Here is a 15473-nt window from a genome sequence, read left to right on the forward strand (position 1 = left end):
TGATGAGTGCAGATGGGACTCAGAAAAGAATATCCACTCACTCATAACCCGATTATTGCGTATTGGAATGAGATTGAAAACGGGCTTGTTGTGAGTGATAAAGTTCGGCGTATTTATCGACAGCTTACCAAAGATGTGTATGACTGTAGTAGCGTATACGAGTACAGTTCCAGTCATGCAAACCATGCGATTGAGTTTATAGAGAACTTTTGCAAGCACTCGAAAGGTAAATGGGGCGGGCATCCGATTGATTTAGAACTCTGGCAGCAAGCATTTATCGCAGCTACGTTTGGATTCATCCATAAAATTGATGGCACCCGCCAATACCGCGAGGTGCTTTTAATTGTTGCCAGGAAAAATGGGAAATCCACCATAGCGTCAGGTATCGGTCTTTACATGATGCTCGCTGACGGAGAAGCGGGCTCTGAGGTTTATGCAGTCGCAACTAAGAAAGATCAAGCTAAACTGGTTTGGATGGAAGCAAAGCGCATGGTTAATAAATCGCCGGTTTTGCGGAAACGTATCAAACCTCTAGTAAGCGAATTGGTCGGCTTGACGAATGACTCAACATTCAAGCCGCTTGGCTCAGACAGCGACACACTCGACGGCCTTAACGTATCTGCAGCTCTGGCCGACGAGATCCACGCGTGGAAAGACAAGAACCTGTATGACGTTATTGTGGATGGTACGAGTGCTCGAGAGCAGCCGCTCATTATGATGATTACGACAGCAGGGATGGTGCGTGAGTCCATTTATGACCAGAAGTATGCGGAAGCAGAAGCAAAGCTAAACAGTCTCGGTCTAGATGATGATTCTGATATCTCGCATGCTCGATTCCTTCCGATCATTTATGAACTGGACGAGCGGATTGAGTGGACAGATCCCGCCTGCTGGAAAAAAGCTAACCCCGGCCTTGGCACTATTAAGAAAGAAGACCAATTAGCTGTAAAGGTAGCCAAAGCAAAGGCTAATCCTATGCTTGTTAAAAATCTCCTGACCAAAGACTTTAACGTCATGGAAACCAGTACGGAGAGCTGGCTCACCTATGAAGAAGCGAAGAATGACGCAACCTATAATATTGAAAACCTTCGTGGTTCGTATGCGATCGGCGGTGCGGATTTATCGAGCACGACGGATTTGACCTGTGCGACGCTGCTAATTATGCGGCCCGATGATGACACGATATACACCATTCAGCAGTATTTCTTGCCGGAGGATTTGCTCGATAAAAAAGTAAAAGAGGATAACATCCCTTATGACCTCTATCTCGATCGGGGTTATTTGACGTTGTGCGCGGGAAACAAAGTGAATTATGCAGACGTAACCGCATGGTTTAACCGTATGCACCGCGAGTATGACATTACTCCGATGCTCATTGGGTATGATCCTTGGAACAGTAAGTATTGGGTAGATGAAATGGAAGAAGAAGGCTTTCGGATGGAGGTTGTGCGGCAGGGAGCGCAGTCGCTCAGCCAGCCTATGAAGCAGATGGCTGCAGACTTTGCAGCGAAGCGGATTAACTACAATAACAGTCAGTTGACGCTCTGGAACATCACTAACACCGTCGTGAAAACGGATGAAAACGGCAATATCAAGCCAGTAAAAGGAAAAAACCAAAATCAGCGGATTGATGGGCTTGTTTCAGCACTTATCGCCTATACGGTACTTTATAACAATATGTCAGACTTTAAAGCCATGATTTAACGAAGGGGGTGAGAAAATCAAACGCTCATTTTTTCAGATGGTATTTGGATTAAATAAACAACCGCCACAAAATAAAACGATGATGCAGATGCTGAACAGCGGCCCGAACTTCTACGATTTTTCAGGTGAAAGTTACGATAGCGATACTGTTCGGAGTACCATTGACGCCTTCGCTCGCAATGTCGGGAAGCTTAAAGCCCGGCACATACGCCGTAAGAATGGGCAGGTCACATCCGCCGATTCAGATATTGAGTGGTTGCTTCAAGTCAGGCCTAATCAGTTCATGAATGCGTATCTGTTCTATTATCGACTGGCGACCCAGTTCTTGATGAGCAACAACGTTTTCATATGGATTCGGCGAGACGGGATGAACCGTATAGAAGGCTTTTACCCTTTGACGTCGTCAAGCGTCGAATTGTTCGAAATGGCGGGCGAAATGGCGGTAAGATTCCGCTTCTACGACGGTAAAGAGTACACCGCACCGTACTTTGACATTATCCATTTACGCCGGTTCTACTTCAATAATGATTTGTTTGGTGAGTCTAACCGAACCGCGTTAACACCGATTCTGAATCTAATCACAGTGACAAATCAAGGCATTTCAAACGCGATCAAGACATCGGCTATTCTCCGAGGGATCTTGAAGTTTACTGGAATGATTAAGCCTGAGGACATGAAGAAACGTACCGAAATGTTTACTACTGACTACTTATCTGCAACTAATAACGGTGGTGTCGCTGCGACGGATGCAAATTTTGATTACGTCGAGCTTAAGAACGATCCGAAAATGATCGACGCCGAACAAATGTCCGCGATGGAAAACAAGGTTTACAGTTATTTCGGGACAAACGGAAAGATTGTACAGTCGAACTACTCAGAAGCAGAGTGGGGCGCTTTTTACGAAAGTATGATCGAGCCGTTTGCGCTGCAAATGGGGCTGGAGTTCACCTCAAAGATATTTACCGATAAAGCGCAGGGGCATGGAAACGAGATTCTTTTCGAGGCAAACCGGCTGCAGTATGCTAGCAACAGCACAAAGGTCAAGATCATTGAAACGCTCGTCGATCGCGGCATGATGTCGATAAATCAGGGCTTAGAGGTGTTTAATCTCCCTCCTATCCCCGACGGCGATAAGCGAATCATGAGCCTTAATTTTATCGACGCTGACAAGGCTAACGAGTACCAACTTGGCAAGGTTAATGGTGCTGCTGTGCCCACACCGAAGGGGGGTGAGGAAAATAATGACGACTGATAAGCAATTGCGTACGTTCACGATTGAGGCCAGAGCCGCACTGGAAGGAGAATCCGAGTTATACGTTGAGGGATATGCGGCGACATTCAACTCACCGACGGTTCTTTATTCGTATGACGGTGTGGATTATAAGGAAGTTATCGACGCGAGGGCATTCGACAGCGCCGATATGTCCGATGTGATTTTTAATTACAATCACGGCGGAAAGGTCATGGCTCGTACTCGAAACAATACGCTGGAACTCAAAACCGATTCACGCGGCCTCCATATCCGCGCGAGACTCGACGGTACGACAGAAGGCCGAAACATATATCAGGAGATCCAAGGTGGCTACATAGACCGAATGAGTTTTCAGTTTTCTGTTGGTGAAGATAAATACGATCGCAGCACACAGACTCGAACCATTACAAAAATCAAAAAACTTTACGATGTTGCAGCGGTAGATATTCCTGCCTACGGTGACACAAGTATCTCGGCTCGTAGCTTCTTTGAAGCCGAAGCCGAAAAGGAACGCGATGCTGAAAGACGCGCGCGCCTACTTTTAGAACTCAGCCTATAAGGCTTATTTTTTTTAACCATAATCGAGAGGGGTTAATTATATTGACTAGATTACAACAAATTTTGGCTCGCCTTACTGAAATCCGTACCGCGCTTCAAGGCGACGGTCAAGTCGACATTTCGGCACTTACAATTGAGGTAGAAGGCTTGAACGCAGAGAAAGCATCCATCGAAGCCCGAACTGCTTTGCTTGGTGGCATTCCCAATGGGGCTGTTCCAGTTCCAAACCCTGGTGCTGCTCCTACTGCAGAGGCAGTAGATCGCTTCGCTTCGGTTGAGTATCGCAAAGCGTTTTGGAAATTTGCCCAAACAGGCGTAATGGCTCCTGAGTTTAGCGGCCCTGAGTACCGAGCAAATGCTCAAACTACAGTCGCAGACGCTTCCGCAGTCGTCCCAACGACTATCGTTGATGATGTTATTAAGAAACTGTACACTACTGGCCAAATTTTTGCGCGTGTTCGCAAACTGAACATCAAAGGCGGTGTGTCCGTTCCAATCTTGTCGCTAAAACCAGTAGCTACCTGGATCGGCGAGGCGGCAACGTCTGACCGTCAAAAAGTTACTGCCAATACAAACGTCACATTCACATACTTTGGTCTGGAGTGCAAAGTCGCAACTTCCTTGCTCGCTGAAACTGTTACACTACCGAGTTTCGAGTCTACTCTCATCGGATTGATTGTAGAGGCGATGGCGAAAGCAATCGACCTTGCAATCATCAAAGGGACAGGATCAGGACAGCCGCTCGGTATTCTTACAGACACGCGTGTCGTAGCAGGCCAAACTGTCACAATGTCAATCGCAGGTGGTGACATTTCCAACTGGGCAAAATGGCAGACAAAAGTCATGGCTAAGATTCCACTGTCCTATCGTGCAGGCGGTACGTTTATCATGGCGTCCGGTACGTTCGACGGTAGTATTCTAGGCATGGTAGGAACTGATGGTCAACCTATCGGTCGTATTAACTACGGTATTACTGAGGGATCAAAGGAACGATTCGCGGGGAAAGAGGTTATTCTCGTTGAGGATGACGTAATCAAACCAGTCAGTGCCGCAGTTGCAGGTGATGTAGTCGCGATCTTCTGCCGTTTGGATGACTACGCAATTAACAGCAACATGCAAATGCAAATGTATCGCTGGCTTGATCATGATACAAATCAATGGGTAGATAAAGCGATTCTTATCGCCGATGGTAAGTTGATCGACCCAGACGGTGTAATCATTATCAAACTGGCAGCTTAATATCGGAGTTGGGGCTGCGATGCGATATTCGCGGCCCTATTTCTTTGATTGGGGGTTTATGAGTGGCACTCCTTAATGATGTAAAAACAGCTTTGCGAATTAGCCAAGCGACAACAGCATTTGATGGCGAGGTTTCGGATTTAATTGAAGCAGCTCGGAACGATTTGCGCATAGCCGGGATGTTACAGTCAAAAGTTGACGACGATGATGACCCGCTCATCAAACGGGCTATCACCGTTTACAGCAAAGCAAACTTCGGCTATGACAACGCAGACGCAGTAAGGTTCCAGATGTCCTACAACTCGATCAAGTCTCACCTGATGATTTCTCCAGAGTATACGGTTGAGGTGGCAGGCTCATGATTTGGCGGGATGTTATTGGTCTTATAGCAATCACTAAAAACAAAGATGCCTACGGGGCAGAATTAGAAGTCGACGGCGAACCGGTAACTGTCTACTGTAACAAGAAGTCGGTTAAAAGTGCCGAGTTCTATCAAGCAACAGCGGTGGGAATCAGGCCGGAGATTGTTTTCGAAATACGCGAGATCGAATACGCCGAGCAACCCAAAGTGTTATACGGCGATAAAGTATACCACGTTATTCGTACTTACTCCAAAAATGGTGAAGTGCTGGAGCTTGTCTGTTCACGGTATCCAATGGAGGGATGATGTAATGGCTCGTAATGAGATAACTGGCATGAAGGAACTTGAGCGTTCCATTCAGCGGCTCGGTAAAGTTCCGCAAAAATGCGTGAACAAAGCGGCAAGAAGCGGTGCTGCAGTGGCTCGTAAAGCAGCAAAAGATAAAGCACCTGTGGACATCGGGAATCTCAAGAGAGGCATCATTCTGAAAGGTGAGAGGCGAACGGTCATAGGAAAGAAGGTTTTTGACGTCATGATGAATCCAGAAATGAACGACATTTTTGTGAAAGTGTCAGCCGAAGGAGAGCGGTCTTATTACCCGGCTTCGCAAGAGTACGGGTATTTTGCACCTGATGGAAGTTACATTCCAGGGTACGGTTTCCTCAGGCGTTCAATCACTGAGCATTCGGCAGAGATCGAGAGCAAGGTTGTCGATGTGCTTTCAAAAGAGATTGACAAGGAGTTAGGCAAGGGGTGATTTTAATGTCTTTCATCACACCATTTCAAGTAATGGTATTAAAGTTTGAGATGGCATTGAATGAGGAACTGTCTGCAATACCTGATTTAACAGACAAGATATTCCCGCTGAATGCCCCAAGAGATACGAAATCTCCCTATTTGGTGTACGTGTCCAGTGAAGGGGTTTGGGATAGAACGCTCTCAGGATTCCTTACCAGCAAAGGTGTGAGCTGTGAGATAAACATCATCCATCCTACATACGACGGTCTAAAGGTGCTGATCGGATCGGTGCTCGGGACAATCCTTTCATTCGTCGGTAGAGGAATTGGCACAGAAGGGCCATTTATACAAGATGTGACATACGACGATCCGGTGGAGATGTACGAGTCTGCGATCAGGCAATACCGCTGCAATATTCAATTTCAATTTTATTTATGAGGAGGTTTTTTGATTGGCACAACGTTCGGTAGGTACCAAATTACAAATCGGTGCTAACTACATCGCTGAACTTACAGATATCGGTGGCTTGGAATTATCCGCTGATACGATCGATACTACAGCCCTAGACAGCGTTGGAGGATATCGTCAATTCATCGGCGGGTTCAAAGATGCTGGTGAAGTTTCCTTGTCGGGTTTCTTCAATCCAGGTGATCCCGGTCAAACAGCTATCTACAATGCTTTCATCAACGGGACTACAGACAGCTACACAATCCTATTTCCTCCATCTCTTGGCGCGTCTTGGGTATTCAGTGGAGTGGTAACAGGATATAAAACCGGAGCATCTCTTGAGGATGCTATCTCCTTCGAGGCTACCGTTAAGGTCTCTGGTCAACCTGTTTTGGCACTTACAGCTTCCGCTAACCTAACGACTCTTACAGCTACTGGTACTGCAGGAACATTGTCACCGGCATTCGCGGGCGGCACATATTCTTACTCGTACAGTTTCACAGGAACTTCGCTCACGGTTACGGCCACATTGTCTGGAGCGACTTATGATGTATATGTCGATAACGTATTGTTACAGGCGGGTATCCCGTCTGGTACAGCGTCGGGCACAATCACATTCGCGACGGTTGGAACGAAGATGATTTCGATTATCGAGAAAGAGGCTACAAAGTCACCTAAGATTTACGAAATTGTTGGTATCCGCACTTCATAATTATTTGAATTGCTCACAGGCTAGGGAAATCCCTAGCCTATTTTTTAATAAACAGGAGGAAAAATTGAATGAACACAGATAAAAATGACGTTGTTATTATCCAATTAGACAGACCGCGAGAGTTGCGCTTTGGACATAAAGCATTGAAAAAACTAACTGCCTTTACTGGGAAAGACATCGATGAGGTTTCTGAAGATCTCGATCTTGAAGAACTAGAAGCTATCTTTTTTTATGGCCTTCAACATGACGCACGAGAGCATAACGAGAATTTGACACTTGAAATGATGGAAGACCTTCTTGATCTAGCTCCGAGCTACAGTTATTTGATGGAAAAATTCCAGGAAGCATTGACCAAATCGTTCAGCGGACTCGCGGGAAACGCGAAAGCGCCGGTGACGGCGGCGCAGAAACCACGGAGGAAATAGAAACCGATCCATTCACATGGGAAGCTTCTCTGAGAGCAGCGGCTCGCGTTGGGGTTAATAAGCGGGATTATGACGACATGACTCCCTACGAGTTAAACCTTTACATCGACGAATGCGCGCGCAGATTAAAAGCGGAACATGAAGAAAGGGTTAGAATTGTTTACCTCGGCGCACAGCTTCAACGAGTTCAAAGGATGCCCGGCTTGGATAAGTTGATTGGCAAAGACGGAGAAGCAGCTAAACCGAAGAAGCAAACTCCAGAAGAAATGCTTAAAACTATCATGCAGCATAACGTGGCTCTTGGTGGCGCAACGACCTAGAGAAAGGAGTGAATTAATATGGCAGTAGTAAAAAACCTAATGGTGCGAGCCGGAGCAGACTTTTCCGGTATGCGAAAAGAGATGCAGAAGGCATCCAAGAACATCAGAGATTTCAAAGAAAGCATGAACAGTACATTAAAGGGTATCGGAGCAGCCCTTGCCACGATCGGTATTGGCTCGATTGTGAAAGACGCTGTGAAAAGTGCTATGGATGTCGAAGCGGCAATGCAACAAATTAACCGCATAATGGGAGACAATGCACAAGCCTTCAACGATTGGGCAAAAACAACAGGCGCTGCTTTCAATCTATCTAAGTCAGACGTCATCAAGTACGGCGCTGTTTACGCGAACCTAATCAGAAGTTTCACTTCTGGTACCGGGGAAATTACAAAAAAAACAGAAGATTTGTTGAAAACATCGGCTGTTGTTGCCTCTGCTACTGGTCGATCAATGGATGATGTAATGGAGCGTATCCGATCTGGTATGTTGGGGAACACGGAAAGCATTGAGGATTTAGGTATCAATGTCAATGTCGCCATGCTAGAAAGTACAGAGGCTTTTAAACGCTTCGCTGGAAGCAAGTCTTGGGCACAACTGGATTTCCAAACTCAGCAGCAAATTCGCTTATTTGCCATTCTAGAACAAGCCGCCAATACATACGGCATAGAACTGGCGGACAATACAACCACACGGCAAGGTCAATTCACCGCACAACTAAAAAATTTAAATCTCGCATTAGGGCAAGCATTCCTTCCGATTTACAATATTATTCTGCCAGCACTCTCCAAACTTGCTTCATCGGTTTCAACAGCAATGGGCTATGTGACGCAGTTTATGAACGCATTATTCGGGTCCGAAGATAAGAAAAAAACAGTTGATAAGCAAATGGATGCGACGAAAACACATGCAGCAGCAGTTACTGGGTTAGGTGATGCGTATAAGAAAACTGGCGAAGACGCCAAAAAGGCTTCGATAGGCGTTGCCGGGTTTGACGAAGTAAACAACTCGCTTGCAAGCGATTCAACTGGTGCTGATTCGGCAAGCGCTGCTGGTGCTCCAAATATACCTCCTGTTCCACCGGGTGATGCTAGCCCTCTCGAACCGATCTCAGGGAAAATGCAAGAGCTCGCAGACAAGGTAAAAGGATTCGTCAATTCAATCAGGGAGTTTTTCTCGGGTCTAAGTGAACTCATCTCGTCACATAAAGACATTATTATATCTGCGCTAGGCGGGATTGCAGCAGGCTTTGCTACCTTCATGGTCTTATTCAACTGGAGCAAGATTGTCGCAGGTGTGCAGGCTGCATGGGCTGCAATTGAAGCAGCGGGTACAGCCATAGCGGCAGCGATTGCAGCAATTGGTTGGCCGATCACTCTAATCGTTGTGGCTGTGGCAGCTCTTGTCGCGGGGTTCATTTACTTCTACCGAACCAACGAAAAATTCAGAGGCGTAGTTGATGGCATTCTTCAAAAAATCGGAGAGGTAGCAAAATGGCTCTGGACTGACGTTCTCGTTCCATTCGGTCAGTGGTTAGGCACGGCATTCGTCGCTGCGTGGAAAGGCGTGACGGTCGCCGCCAAATGGCTCTGGGAGAATGTCCTGGTTCCTTTCGGGAACTTCTTAGTCTGGCTTTGGAAAAACGCTATCCAGCCTCTCGCGACTGTCTTGGGTGAAGTCTTAGTAATTGCATTTAAGCTCGTGGCTGATGTCGCTAAGTCTTTCTGGACCAATGTGCTTGTTCCTCTTGGACAGGCGATGAAGGAATCCTTTGGACCAGCGGTTGAGGCTCTGAGCGCTGTGTTCACGTTCCTATGGAATCAAGTACTGAAACCACTTGGTGCGTATCTGTCCGACACTTTCAAACCGATTATCAAGGGTCTTACGGACGTGATCGTTTGGCTTTGGGATAACGTGTTAAAGCCATTAACCACATACCTTGCTGGAGCATTCCTCAAAGCGTTTGAGACTGTATTCAAGGGACTTGGCGAGATAATCGACAACTTGAAAACTGCTTTCATCGGACTTATGAACTTCATTACAGGAGTCTTTACAGGTGACTGGTCGAGAGCATGGAATGGCTTGAAGGATACGTTCTCCGGTATCTTCAACGCAATAGAGGTAGCAGCCCGGACACCGTTGAATGCTGTTATCTCCCTCGTTAACTCGGTCATTGAGGCAATCAATAAAATCCCTATGGTTAATCTCCCGACAATTCCGGAAGTACCATTGTCCGATAACGGCAAAAGCAAATCAAAACCTAAGCTTGCCCGTGGTGGCATTGTTGACGGCACAACGGACATGGGCAGTTATATCGCCGGTGAAGCGGGCCGCGAGATGATTGTCCCTCTTGAGAATACGAGCTTTGTCGATAAACTGGCAAGCGCGCTTGGAACTGCGGTCATGAATGGAATGCAGTTCATGCAAGGAAGCGCCAACAAAAACGATCAAATCGTTGTACAGTTTGACACTGCAACCGTCGCGCGCATTCTAAACCCGCATTTAGCTAAAGAAGGTGCAAGGATCGGTGGCAACATGATAATCACAACGTAAAAGGAAAGGAGTTGGTTTAATATGGCTATTCTGCGTGTGGGAACTGTTGATTTTCCAGCTCCCTCGGATCTTAAAATTGATATTGAAGACCTCGGGAATTCAGAGCGAAACACCAAAGGAAATATGATTCGGGAGATAATTGGTACCAAGCGGAAGCTCTACCCATCGTGGGAATACCTGACGCAAGCACAGGTTTCCTCCATTCTTCAAGCGGTATCGCTAGGCGCATTCACCGTTACATATCTTGACCCACAATTGAATTCGATGAGAACGGGGACGTTTTACTGCGGCGGTAGGAGCGTAGGGGTTATGGATGTGCGGAACGGAGTCACACGATACAAAGATATTAAATTTAACTTGATCGAGGTGTAGGCGAGTGTACATAATTTCGCAAGAAGCAAAAGACGCGATGTATGCACCGGCTCGCCGCACAGTGGGCCGCGTAACTTTTGACATCACGGATGTCACGGCTTACGACGATGTATCGAGCATTATAACCTCTACAGAAGCCTCATATAGCGACAAATCACAATTGAAAAACCGTATGCGGAAGGCGACATATAACCTTGCGACTCTCGAAACAAACCGGTTTAAACTCGATGGTACATTCTCATTTCCGGATGATGTCCTTGCGACTAATGGTGAGGTTGGTTTCGTTTCATCGGAATTATGCAACGCTTCAGGAGTCTTTGCGACTCCTCCAACGATTACGATTAATTTCGGCAACGCTCACTCAAGCGCCGGGCTTACAATTACGTTCGATACAATCCAAGGTGAGTATGCGACTGAGTTTGATATGGCTGCCTACGACGTAAGCAATAATCTAATAGACAGTGTTTCGGTAACCGGGAACACGGACGTCATAGCTCAGCCACTCGGCCAGCTTTTAAACTATAAGAAGATTGTCATCACGATAAAGAAGTGGTGTGTAGGCAACCGGAGAGCTCGCGTGATTGAAGTGGATTTCGGCATCGTCAGGGTGTATGCAGGCGATACCTTAATCAGAATGGGTCTCATTGAAGAACTGGACTTAACATCTGCTATACTGCCGGCAGCAGAGTTTGATTTTGAAGTCGATAACCGCGATCGCCTGTTCAACATCCTCAACCCGGTCGGGTTCTATAAGTACCTTCAGCAGCGGCAAAAGATTGAAGGCGAAATAGGGATCGAGTTGCCCAACGGTGACGTCGAATACGTCCAGTTGGGTAAGTACTACCTTGCTGAGTGGATAAGTCCAGAAGGCAAGCTAACCGCGTCATTCACTGCCAGGACGGCGCTAGACTTAATGTCCGGTTATTCCTACGAGAATCTAACGGGGTCAACAATTACGCTTCATCAATTAGCAGTCGATTTGTTCGCTACCTGTGGAATAAAGAGCTACACATTAGATGATTCACTCCTGCTGATCACGACAACCGGACTATCTAAGAAGGTTAGCTGCAGAACGGCGCTCCAAATGATCGCAATCGCAGGTTGCTGTAATGTGTATGTGGACCGAAATGGTGACATCAACGTGAGACCGATATCTCTCAACTCGAGTCATCCACCAATTGTCGAAGACGAGGGGTTTATAACTCCGTATCAAACGATGTTCAGCGGTGGAGAAGAGGCACCACCAACCACAAACGCAGAAATTACGGCTGATCACACATATGCTGAACCTTCAATAGTCCTGGAGAAGATCGTCAGAAAAGTGGATGTCTCCTACTGGACGAACCTCGATAATGCTGATGGAATCGTGTCGGCAGTAGCCAGTGTAACTGAGGGTGATACGCTGGCCTTGGAAAGTAACACCTTTATAAATACTTCGACTCAGGCGAGTATGGTTGCGACTTGGATACTAAGTCAGAGCGAATATAGAGCGAGGTACGATATCAATTGGCGAGGTGATCCTTCGTTTGATTTATCGGATGCCGTATCGATCGAGAACCGTTTCGGATCCGGCATGGCTTTGATTACAAAATCAAACCTATCGTATGAAGGGTATTTGCGATCGCAAACTCAGGCGCGGGGGGTGCCGAACTAATGGCTTGGATTACTCCTGTAACGAACTGGGATGCAGAAGATTATATCAATTTCGCGGACTTCAATCGCATTGAGAATAACATCCAAGAAGTAGCCGCTTATTTGAATTCGATTCAATACACGATACCGGCGCTGACCATTATAACAAACAGGACAGTTTCGTATATCGATTTCATTAGTAGTATCAACCGAATAGAGCAGAACCTCGAAGCGATCCGCAATAATTTTCTGACGCCACCAGATTACCTGCCGGCTAAAACTTGGGCATCAAAGAAAGGTTTCGATTACTCTGATGCTAACCGGATGGAAGACAACGTGAGAATGCTTATGGAGTATGGGGCGCTTGTCTATCAAAGCTTTCGATACTGCGGCGCTGTTATATGCGGGGGAGGGAATTTTAATTAAATGGCTTACTCAAAAACAAATTGGTTAGATAGAGCTGTGCAATATGCCAAGCGCTACAGACTTAGAAAATATCGGGGTAGCGATAAGAACATGGTTCCTCCATTTTCCGATTGGAGCACTATCAACCCAAACGTGACTATTGATTCTATTGATCCATACAAGATGACCTTGAACGCTACAGCTACAGCGCAGCATACAAGTATCGGTATCCCGGTAGTAATAGGACAAACATATACGGTTTCGGTGACTGTTGTTGGAGATGCAAACACACGATGGAACATAAGCAGGAATGCGAACAGTGGAACAAATGCAAATACATTCAATGGGACGAGTCAAAGCGCCTCTGGTGCCGTCACTTTTACTCCCGATGTTGCAACAGCTTATATTAACCTGTACTCATCTTCATCTGGGACATATGTTTACTCTAATCCTCAAATAGAGATTGGTTCGACAGCTACACAATTCGAAGAAATGTATGAAACAGACATTGTTGCTGCTCCGGGCACAATTACTCAAGCAGGTACACCACTTAATGCAGCAAACCTTAACAAAATGGAACAAGGTATAGCAGATGCGCTGCCGAAAGACGGATCGCAATCTATGTCGGGTTCATTGTCGGTTGATAACGGCAGCTACATTTCCACACTTAGTGCCAACCAACTCGCGTTCTCACGTAATAATACGAACTACATTAGGGCCTCGTCTGCAGGTGGGTCGTTCGCATTCAATGTCAACGGAGATACAACTTCTTCTGGAAATGCAGCGTTGCTTCTTGCTGCAGACTACTCTCTAAGAAGTAAAAATAACTATTTGGATGATGGATCCGGTAACGCTAATATTATTGGTGACGTTACCGTAACTAACAGCAGTCCTGCATATCGTTTGAAAGAAACTGGTGTCACTGCTGAGAATGGTCACTGGGATATTCAAGCAAATGCTGAAGCCCTTAACTTCCGTGCTGTCAATGATGCTTACTCGACGGCACAACCGTTCATGACTGTTCAGCGGACTGGATTAATCATCGATTCAATCACGTTCCCACAAGGAGACATCATCCAACAGGGTGAGATTGTTCCACGGACGAGAAAGAATAGCACAACTGGTGATTTTGAATTTCACAATGGAACGGGGTGGGTAGCAGTGGCTCCAAATAAGATATACCAAGCAAGCAATGCTATAGCGCAAACGTTAATTGCAACAGAGATCACATTAGCCACTAGTGGGTCAGTTGCGTACAGTATGATCGGAGTTTGGACACCAAGTTTCTCAGGCACTGTCAATTTATCCATCGATTTGTGGGGTGCCGATAGTACCAACGCTATGAACGTGTTTGTCTACGGTGATGGTGGTGGTAACTATGTAGACACCGCTAACAGTAATAGATACTTCATCAACAGCGGTCCAGCGTTTGCAAGTAATCTAATTGCCTATACGACACCAGCTGGAACTGTGATTGGGTCTCTACCTACTGGTGGAACAGCACCGACACTTCAAGTGGTCACCAACCATTCGAACATTGCAACTTACACCACAGTTAACGGAAACAATCCAGTATCGGTATACTCTGGTAGACCTTTGACATTCATATTGTCGGGTATCAAATCGGCGGGCGGCACAAGTTCAGTGAAAGCCAAGAATCTCAGAATCAAGTACGATCTTGTAACTCTATCCAACACATAAGGAGGTTGACTATGGCAGCAATTATTTTAAACGGCACTCGTTACGTGGGATACAACCTTAACGTGACGGAAGAGGAACTGATCCAACTCGGTTGCGAATATATGATGGTTGAAGAGGTTCCTGACATTCTCTTGAACATCCCAGTTGACCATTATGTAACATACGTTGACGGTGAATTCCAACTCGTCGCCATTCCTGCACCACCTGATCCAGAGCTGTCACCCGAAGAGATTCGTATTAAAGAGTTGGAAGAGGAAGTTGCTTCGCAGAACATCGCTATCATCGAGTTGTGGGAAACTCTGCTCGGATAGCATAAAAACCCATATACAAAGGAGAGGTTACAATGGCATTAGCACAATCACTTATAGTGGCTTACGCAAGAGCAATTTACAAAGACGGAACGCGGACATTCTCCACGATCAAAGCGGAATATGTTGAACCAGTTAAAGAATATGCAGCTATAAACTACACGCTTCCGATTATAGACGCAGCACTGGCAGCTGGTTACATTACACAAGAAGAGTGGTCAGATACAATCGCATATATGCCATAAAGCTTTGCACATGATGCGGAGCTTTTTTATTTGGCAAGTGAAGGAGGGCGAACGTCATAGTTAACCTGAAAGTCATAGTTAATCTAAAAATCATAGTTAACATTATAGTAGCGTCGGTCGGATCAATTATGACCTACGTTTTTGGGGGGTGGTCCGCGTTGCTGGATGTACTTTTATGGATGGTGATCGTGGATTACTTATCCGGCATGGTCGCAGCATTTAAAGAGGGGAACTTGTCGAGTAAGATCGGGGCTATCGGAATCGCAAAGAAAGTATTCATCTTTGCACTTGTCGCGATCGGGCACAAGATTGATGCAGCGTTTGGGAACGGCGAGTACATTATGCAAGCTATAATCTATTTTTACCTAGCAAATGAATTACTTTCTATAACCGAGAATGGCGGCAGGATAGGTGCACCGGTTCCTCCCGCTATCCAGCAGGCTATCGCGGTCCTCAAAGGAAAGGAAGGCAAATTCAATGATAAAGGGCTTTGATTGTGCTAGA

At 46.1% G+C, this 15473-nt stretch carries 19 protein-coding genes; all 19 read left to right on the forward strand.

Annotated features, from left to right (window positions below; all coding sequences use genetic code 11):
• Positions 1 to 12: 12 nt before the first annotated feature.
• The 19 genes from AC0YNS_RS02715 (at position 13) to AC0YNS_RS02805 (ending at position 15463) form a co-directional block, all read left to right on the forward strand.
• A complete protein-coding gene (locus AC0YNS_RS02715; protein ID WP_475780090.1) occupies positions 13 to 1704 on the forward strand; it encodes a terminase large subunit in 1692 nt (563 codons plus the stop codon).
• 88 nt (positions 1705 to 1792) lie between these two features.
• Positions 1793 to 2956, forward strand: coding sequence for a phage portal protein (locus tag AC0YNS_RS02720; protein WP_475779497.1), 1164 nt, complete (start codon positions 1793 to 1795; stop codon positions 2954 to 2956).
• Positions 2946 to 3515 carry an HK97 family phage prohead protease gene (locus AC0YNS_RS02725; RefSeq protein WP_475779498.1) on the forward strand — a complete coding sequence of 190 codons (570 nt, stop codon included), beginning with the start codon at positions 2946 to 2948 and terminating at the stop codon, positions 3513 to 3515. Before AC0YNS_RS02720 ends, AC0YNS_RS02725 begins: the two co-directional genes overlap by 11 nt.
• Before the next feature lie 41 nt (positions 3516 to 3556).
• Positions 3557 to 4753 carry a phage major capsid protein gene (locus AC0YNS_RS02730; protein WP_475779499.1) on the forward strand — a complete coding sequence of 399 codons (1197 nt, stop codon included), beginning with the start codon at positions 3557 to 3559 and terminating at the stop codon, positions 4751 to 4753.
• 62 nt (positions 4754 to 4815) lie between these two features.
• Complete coding sequence (locus AC0YNS_RS02735) at positions 4816 to 5115, forward strand: phage head-tail connector protein (RefSeq protein WP_475779500.1); 300 nt, start codon at positions 4816 to 4818, stop codon at positions 5113 to 5115.
• Positions 5112 to 5420: a phage head completion protein gene (locus tag AC0YNS_RS02740; RefSeq protein ID WP_475779501.1), complete on the forward strand. Its 309-nt coding sequence runs from the start codon at positions 5112 to 5114 to the stop codon at positions 5418 to 5420. Before AC0YNS_RS02735 ends, AC0YNS_RS02740 begins: the two co-directional genes overlap by 4 nt.
• Positions 5421 to 5424: 4 nt before the next feature.
• Positions 5425 to 5871, forward strand: coding sequence for an HK97 gp10 family phage protein (locus AC0YNS_RS02745; protein ID WP_475779502.1), 447 nt, complete (start codon positions 5425 to 5427; stop codon positions 5869 to 5871).
• Positions 5872 to 5876: 5 nt separating this feature from the next.
• Positions 5877 to 6290: a DUF3168 domain-containing protein gene (locus AC0YNS_RS02750; protein ID WP_475779503.1), complete on the forward strand. Its 414-nt coding sequence runs from the start codon at positions 5877 to 5879 to the stop codon at positions 6288 to 6290.
• Positions 6291 to 6303: 13 nt separating this feature from the next.
• A complete protein-coding gene (locus AC0YNS_RS02755; RefSeq protein WP_475779504.1) occupies positions 6304 to 7011 on the forward strand; it encodes a phage tail tube protein in 708 nt (235 codons plus the stop codon).
• A gap of 68 nt (positions 7012 to 7079) precedes the next feature.
• Entirely contained in the window at positions 7080 to 7436 is a 357-nt protein-coding gene (locus AC0YNS_RS02760) for a hypothetical protein (RefSeq protein WP_475779505.1), read from the forward strand.
• 77 nt (positions 7437 to 7513) lie between these two features.
• The gene (locus AC0YNS_RS02765) at positions 7514 to 7756 is read left to right on the forward strand and encodes a hypothetical protein (protein WP_475779506.1); all 243 of its coding nucleotides are present in this window, start codon (positions 7514 to 7516) and stop codon (positions 7754 to 7756) included.
• Between the two features lie 18 nt (positions 7757 to 7774).
• On the forward strand, positions 7775 to 10306 hold the full coding sequence (locus AC0YNS_RS02770) for a phage tail protein (RefSeq protein ID WP_475779507.1): 2532 nt from the start codon (positions 7775 to 7777) through the stop codon (positions 10304 to 10306).
• Between the two features lie 21 nt (positions 10307 to 10327).
• The gene (locus AC0YNS_RS02775) at positions 10328 to 10678 is read left to right on the forward strand and encodes a DUF6711 family protein (protein WP_475779508.1); all 351 of its coding nucleotides are present in this window, start codon (positions 10328 to 10330) and stop codon (positions 10676 to 10678) included.
• Positions 10679 to 10682: 4 nt separating this feature from the next.
• Complete coding sequence (locus tag AC0YNS_RS02780) at positions 10683 to 12332, forward strand: hypothetical protein (RefSeq protein ID WP_475779509.1); 1650 nt, start codon at positions 10683 to 10685, stop codon at positions 12330 to 12332.
• Entirely contained in the window at positions 12332 to 12736 is a 405-nt protein-coding gene (locus AC0YNS_RS02785) for a hypothetical protein (RefSeq protein WP_475779510.1), read from the forward strand. Before AC0YNS_RS02780 ends, AC0YNS_RS02785 begins: the two co-directional genes overlap by 1 nt.
• Positions 12737 to 14416 (forward strand): hypothetical protein, encoded by a 1680-nt coding sequence (locus tag AC0YNS_RS02790; RefSeq protein ID WP_475779511.1) that lies wholly within the window; start codon positions 12737 to 12739, stop codon positions 14414 to 14416. It abuts the gene before it with no gap.
• Positions 14417 to 14427: 11 nt separating this feature from the next.
• Positions 14428 to 14727, forward strand: coding sequence for a hypothetical protein (locus AC0YNS_RS02795; RefSeq protein ID WP_475779512.1), 300 nt, complete (start codon positions 14428 to 14430; stop codon positions 14725 to 14727).
• Between the two features lie 32 nt (positions 14728 to 14759).
• Entirely contained in the window at positions 14760 to 14969 is a 210-nt protein-coding gene (locus tag AC0YNS_RS02800) for a hypothetical protein (RefSeq protein ID WP_475779513.1), read from the forward strand.
• 128 nt (positions 14970 to 15097) lie between these two features.
• Complete coding sequence (locus AC0YNS_RS02805) at positions 15098 to 15463, forward strand: phage holin family protein (protein WP_475779514.1); 366 nt, start codon at positions 15098 to 15100, stop codon at positions 15461 to 15463.
• Positions 15464 to 15473: the final 10 nt, after the last annotated feature.

It is taken from the genome of Paenibacillus sp. J22FR21, from assembly GCF_056269135.1.

Coding starts and splice junctions, on each gene's coding strand:
- AC0YNS_RS02800 (WP_475779513.1), top strand. CDS start 14,760: ATGGCATTAGCACAATCACTTATAGTGGCTTACGCAAGAGCAATTTAC.
- AC0YNS_RS02785 (WP_475779510.1), top strand. CDS start 12,332: ATGGCTTGGATTACTCCTGTAACGAACTGGGATGCAGAAGATTATATC.
- AC0YNS_RS02770 (WP_475779507.1), top strand. CDS start 7,775: ATGGCAGTAGTAAAAAACCTAATGGTGCGAGCCGGAGCAGACTTTTCC.
- AC0YNS_RS02725 (WP_475779498.1), top strand. CDS start 2,946: ATGACGACTGATAAGCAATTGCGTACGTTCACGATTGAGGCCAGAGCC.
- AC0YNS_RS02775 (WP_475779508.1), top strand. CDS start 10,328: ATGGCTATTCTGCGTGTGGGAACTGTTGATTTTCCAGCTCCCTCGGAT.
- AC0YNS_RS02805 (WP_475779514.1), top strand. CDS start 15,098: ATGACCTACGTTTTTGGGGGGTGGTCCGCGTTGCTGGATGTACTTTTA.
- AC0YNS_RS02750 (WP_475779503.1), top strand. CDS start 5,877: ATGTCTTTCATCACACCATTTCAAGTAATGGTATTAAAGTTTGAGATG.
- AC0YNS_RS02795 (WP_475779512.1), top strand. CDS start 14,428: ATGGCAGCAATTATTTTAAACGGCACTCGTTACGTGGGATACAACCTT.
- AC0YNS_RS02720 (WP_475779497.1), top strand. CDS start 1,793: ATGCTGAACAGCGGCCCGAACTTCTACGATTTTTCAGGTGAAAGTTAC.
- AC0YNS_RS02760 (WP_475779505.1), top strand. CDS start 7,080: ATGAACACAGATAAAAATGACGTTGTTATTATCCAATTAGACAGACCG.
- AC0YNS_RS02745 (WP_475779502.1), top strand. CDS start 5,425: ATGGCTCGTAATGAGATAACTGGCATGAAGGAACTTGAGCGTTCCATT.
- AC0YNS_RS02740 (WP_475779501.1), top strand. CDS start 5,112: ATGATTTGGCGGGATGTTATTGGTCTTATAGCAATCACTAAAAACAAA.
- AC0YNS_RS02790 (WP_475779511.1), top strand. CDS start 12,737: ATGGCTTACTCAAAAACAAATTGGTTAGATAGAGCTGTGCAATATGCC.
- AC0YNS_RS02765 (WP_475779506.1), top strand. CDS start 7,514: ATGACTCCCTACGAGTTAAACCTTTACATCGACGAATGCGCGCGCAGA.
- AC0YNS_RS02715 (WP_475780090.1), top strand. CDS start 13: ATGGGACTCAGAAAAGAATATCCACTCACTCATAACCCGATTATTGCG.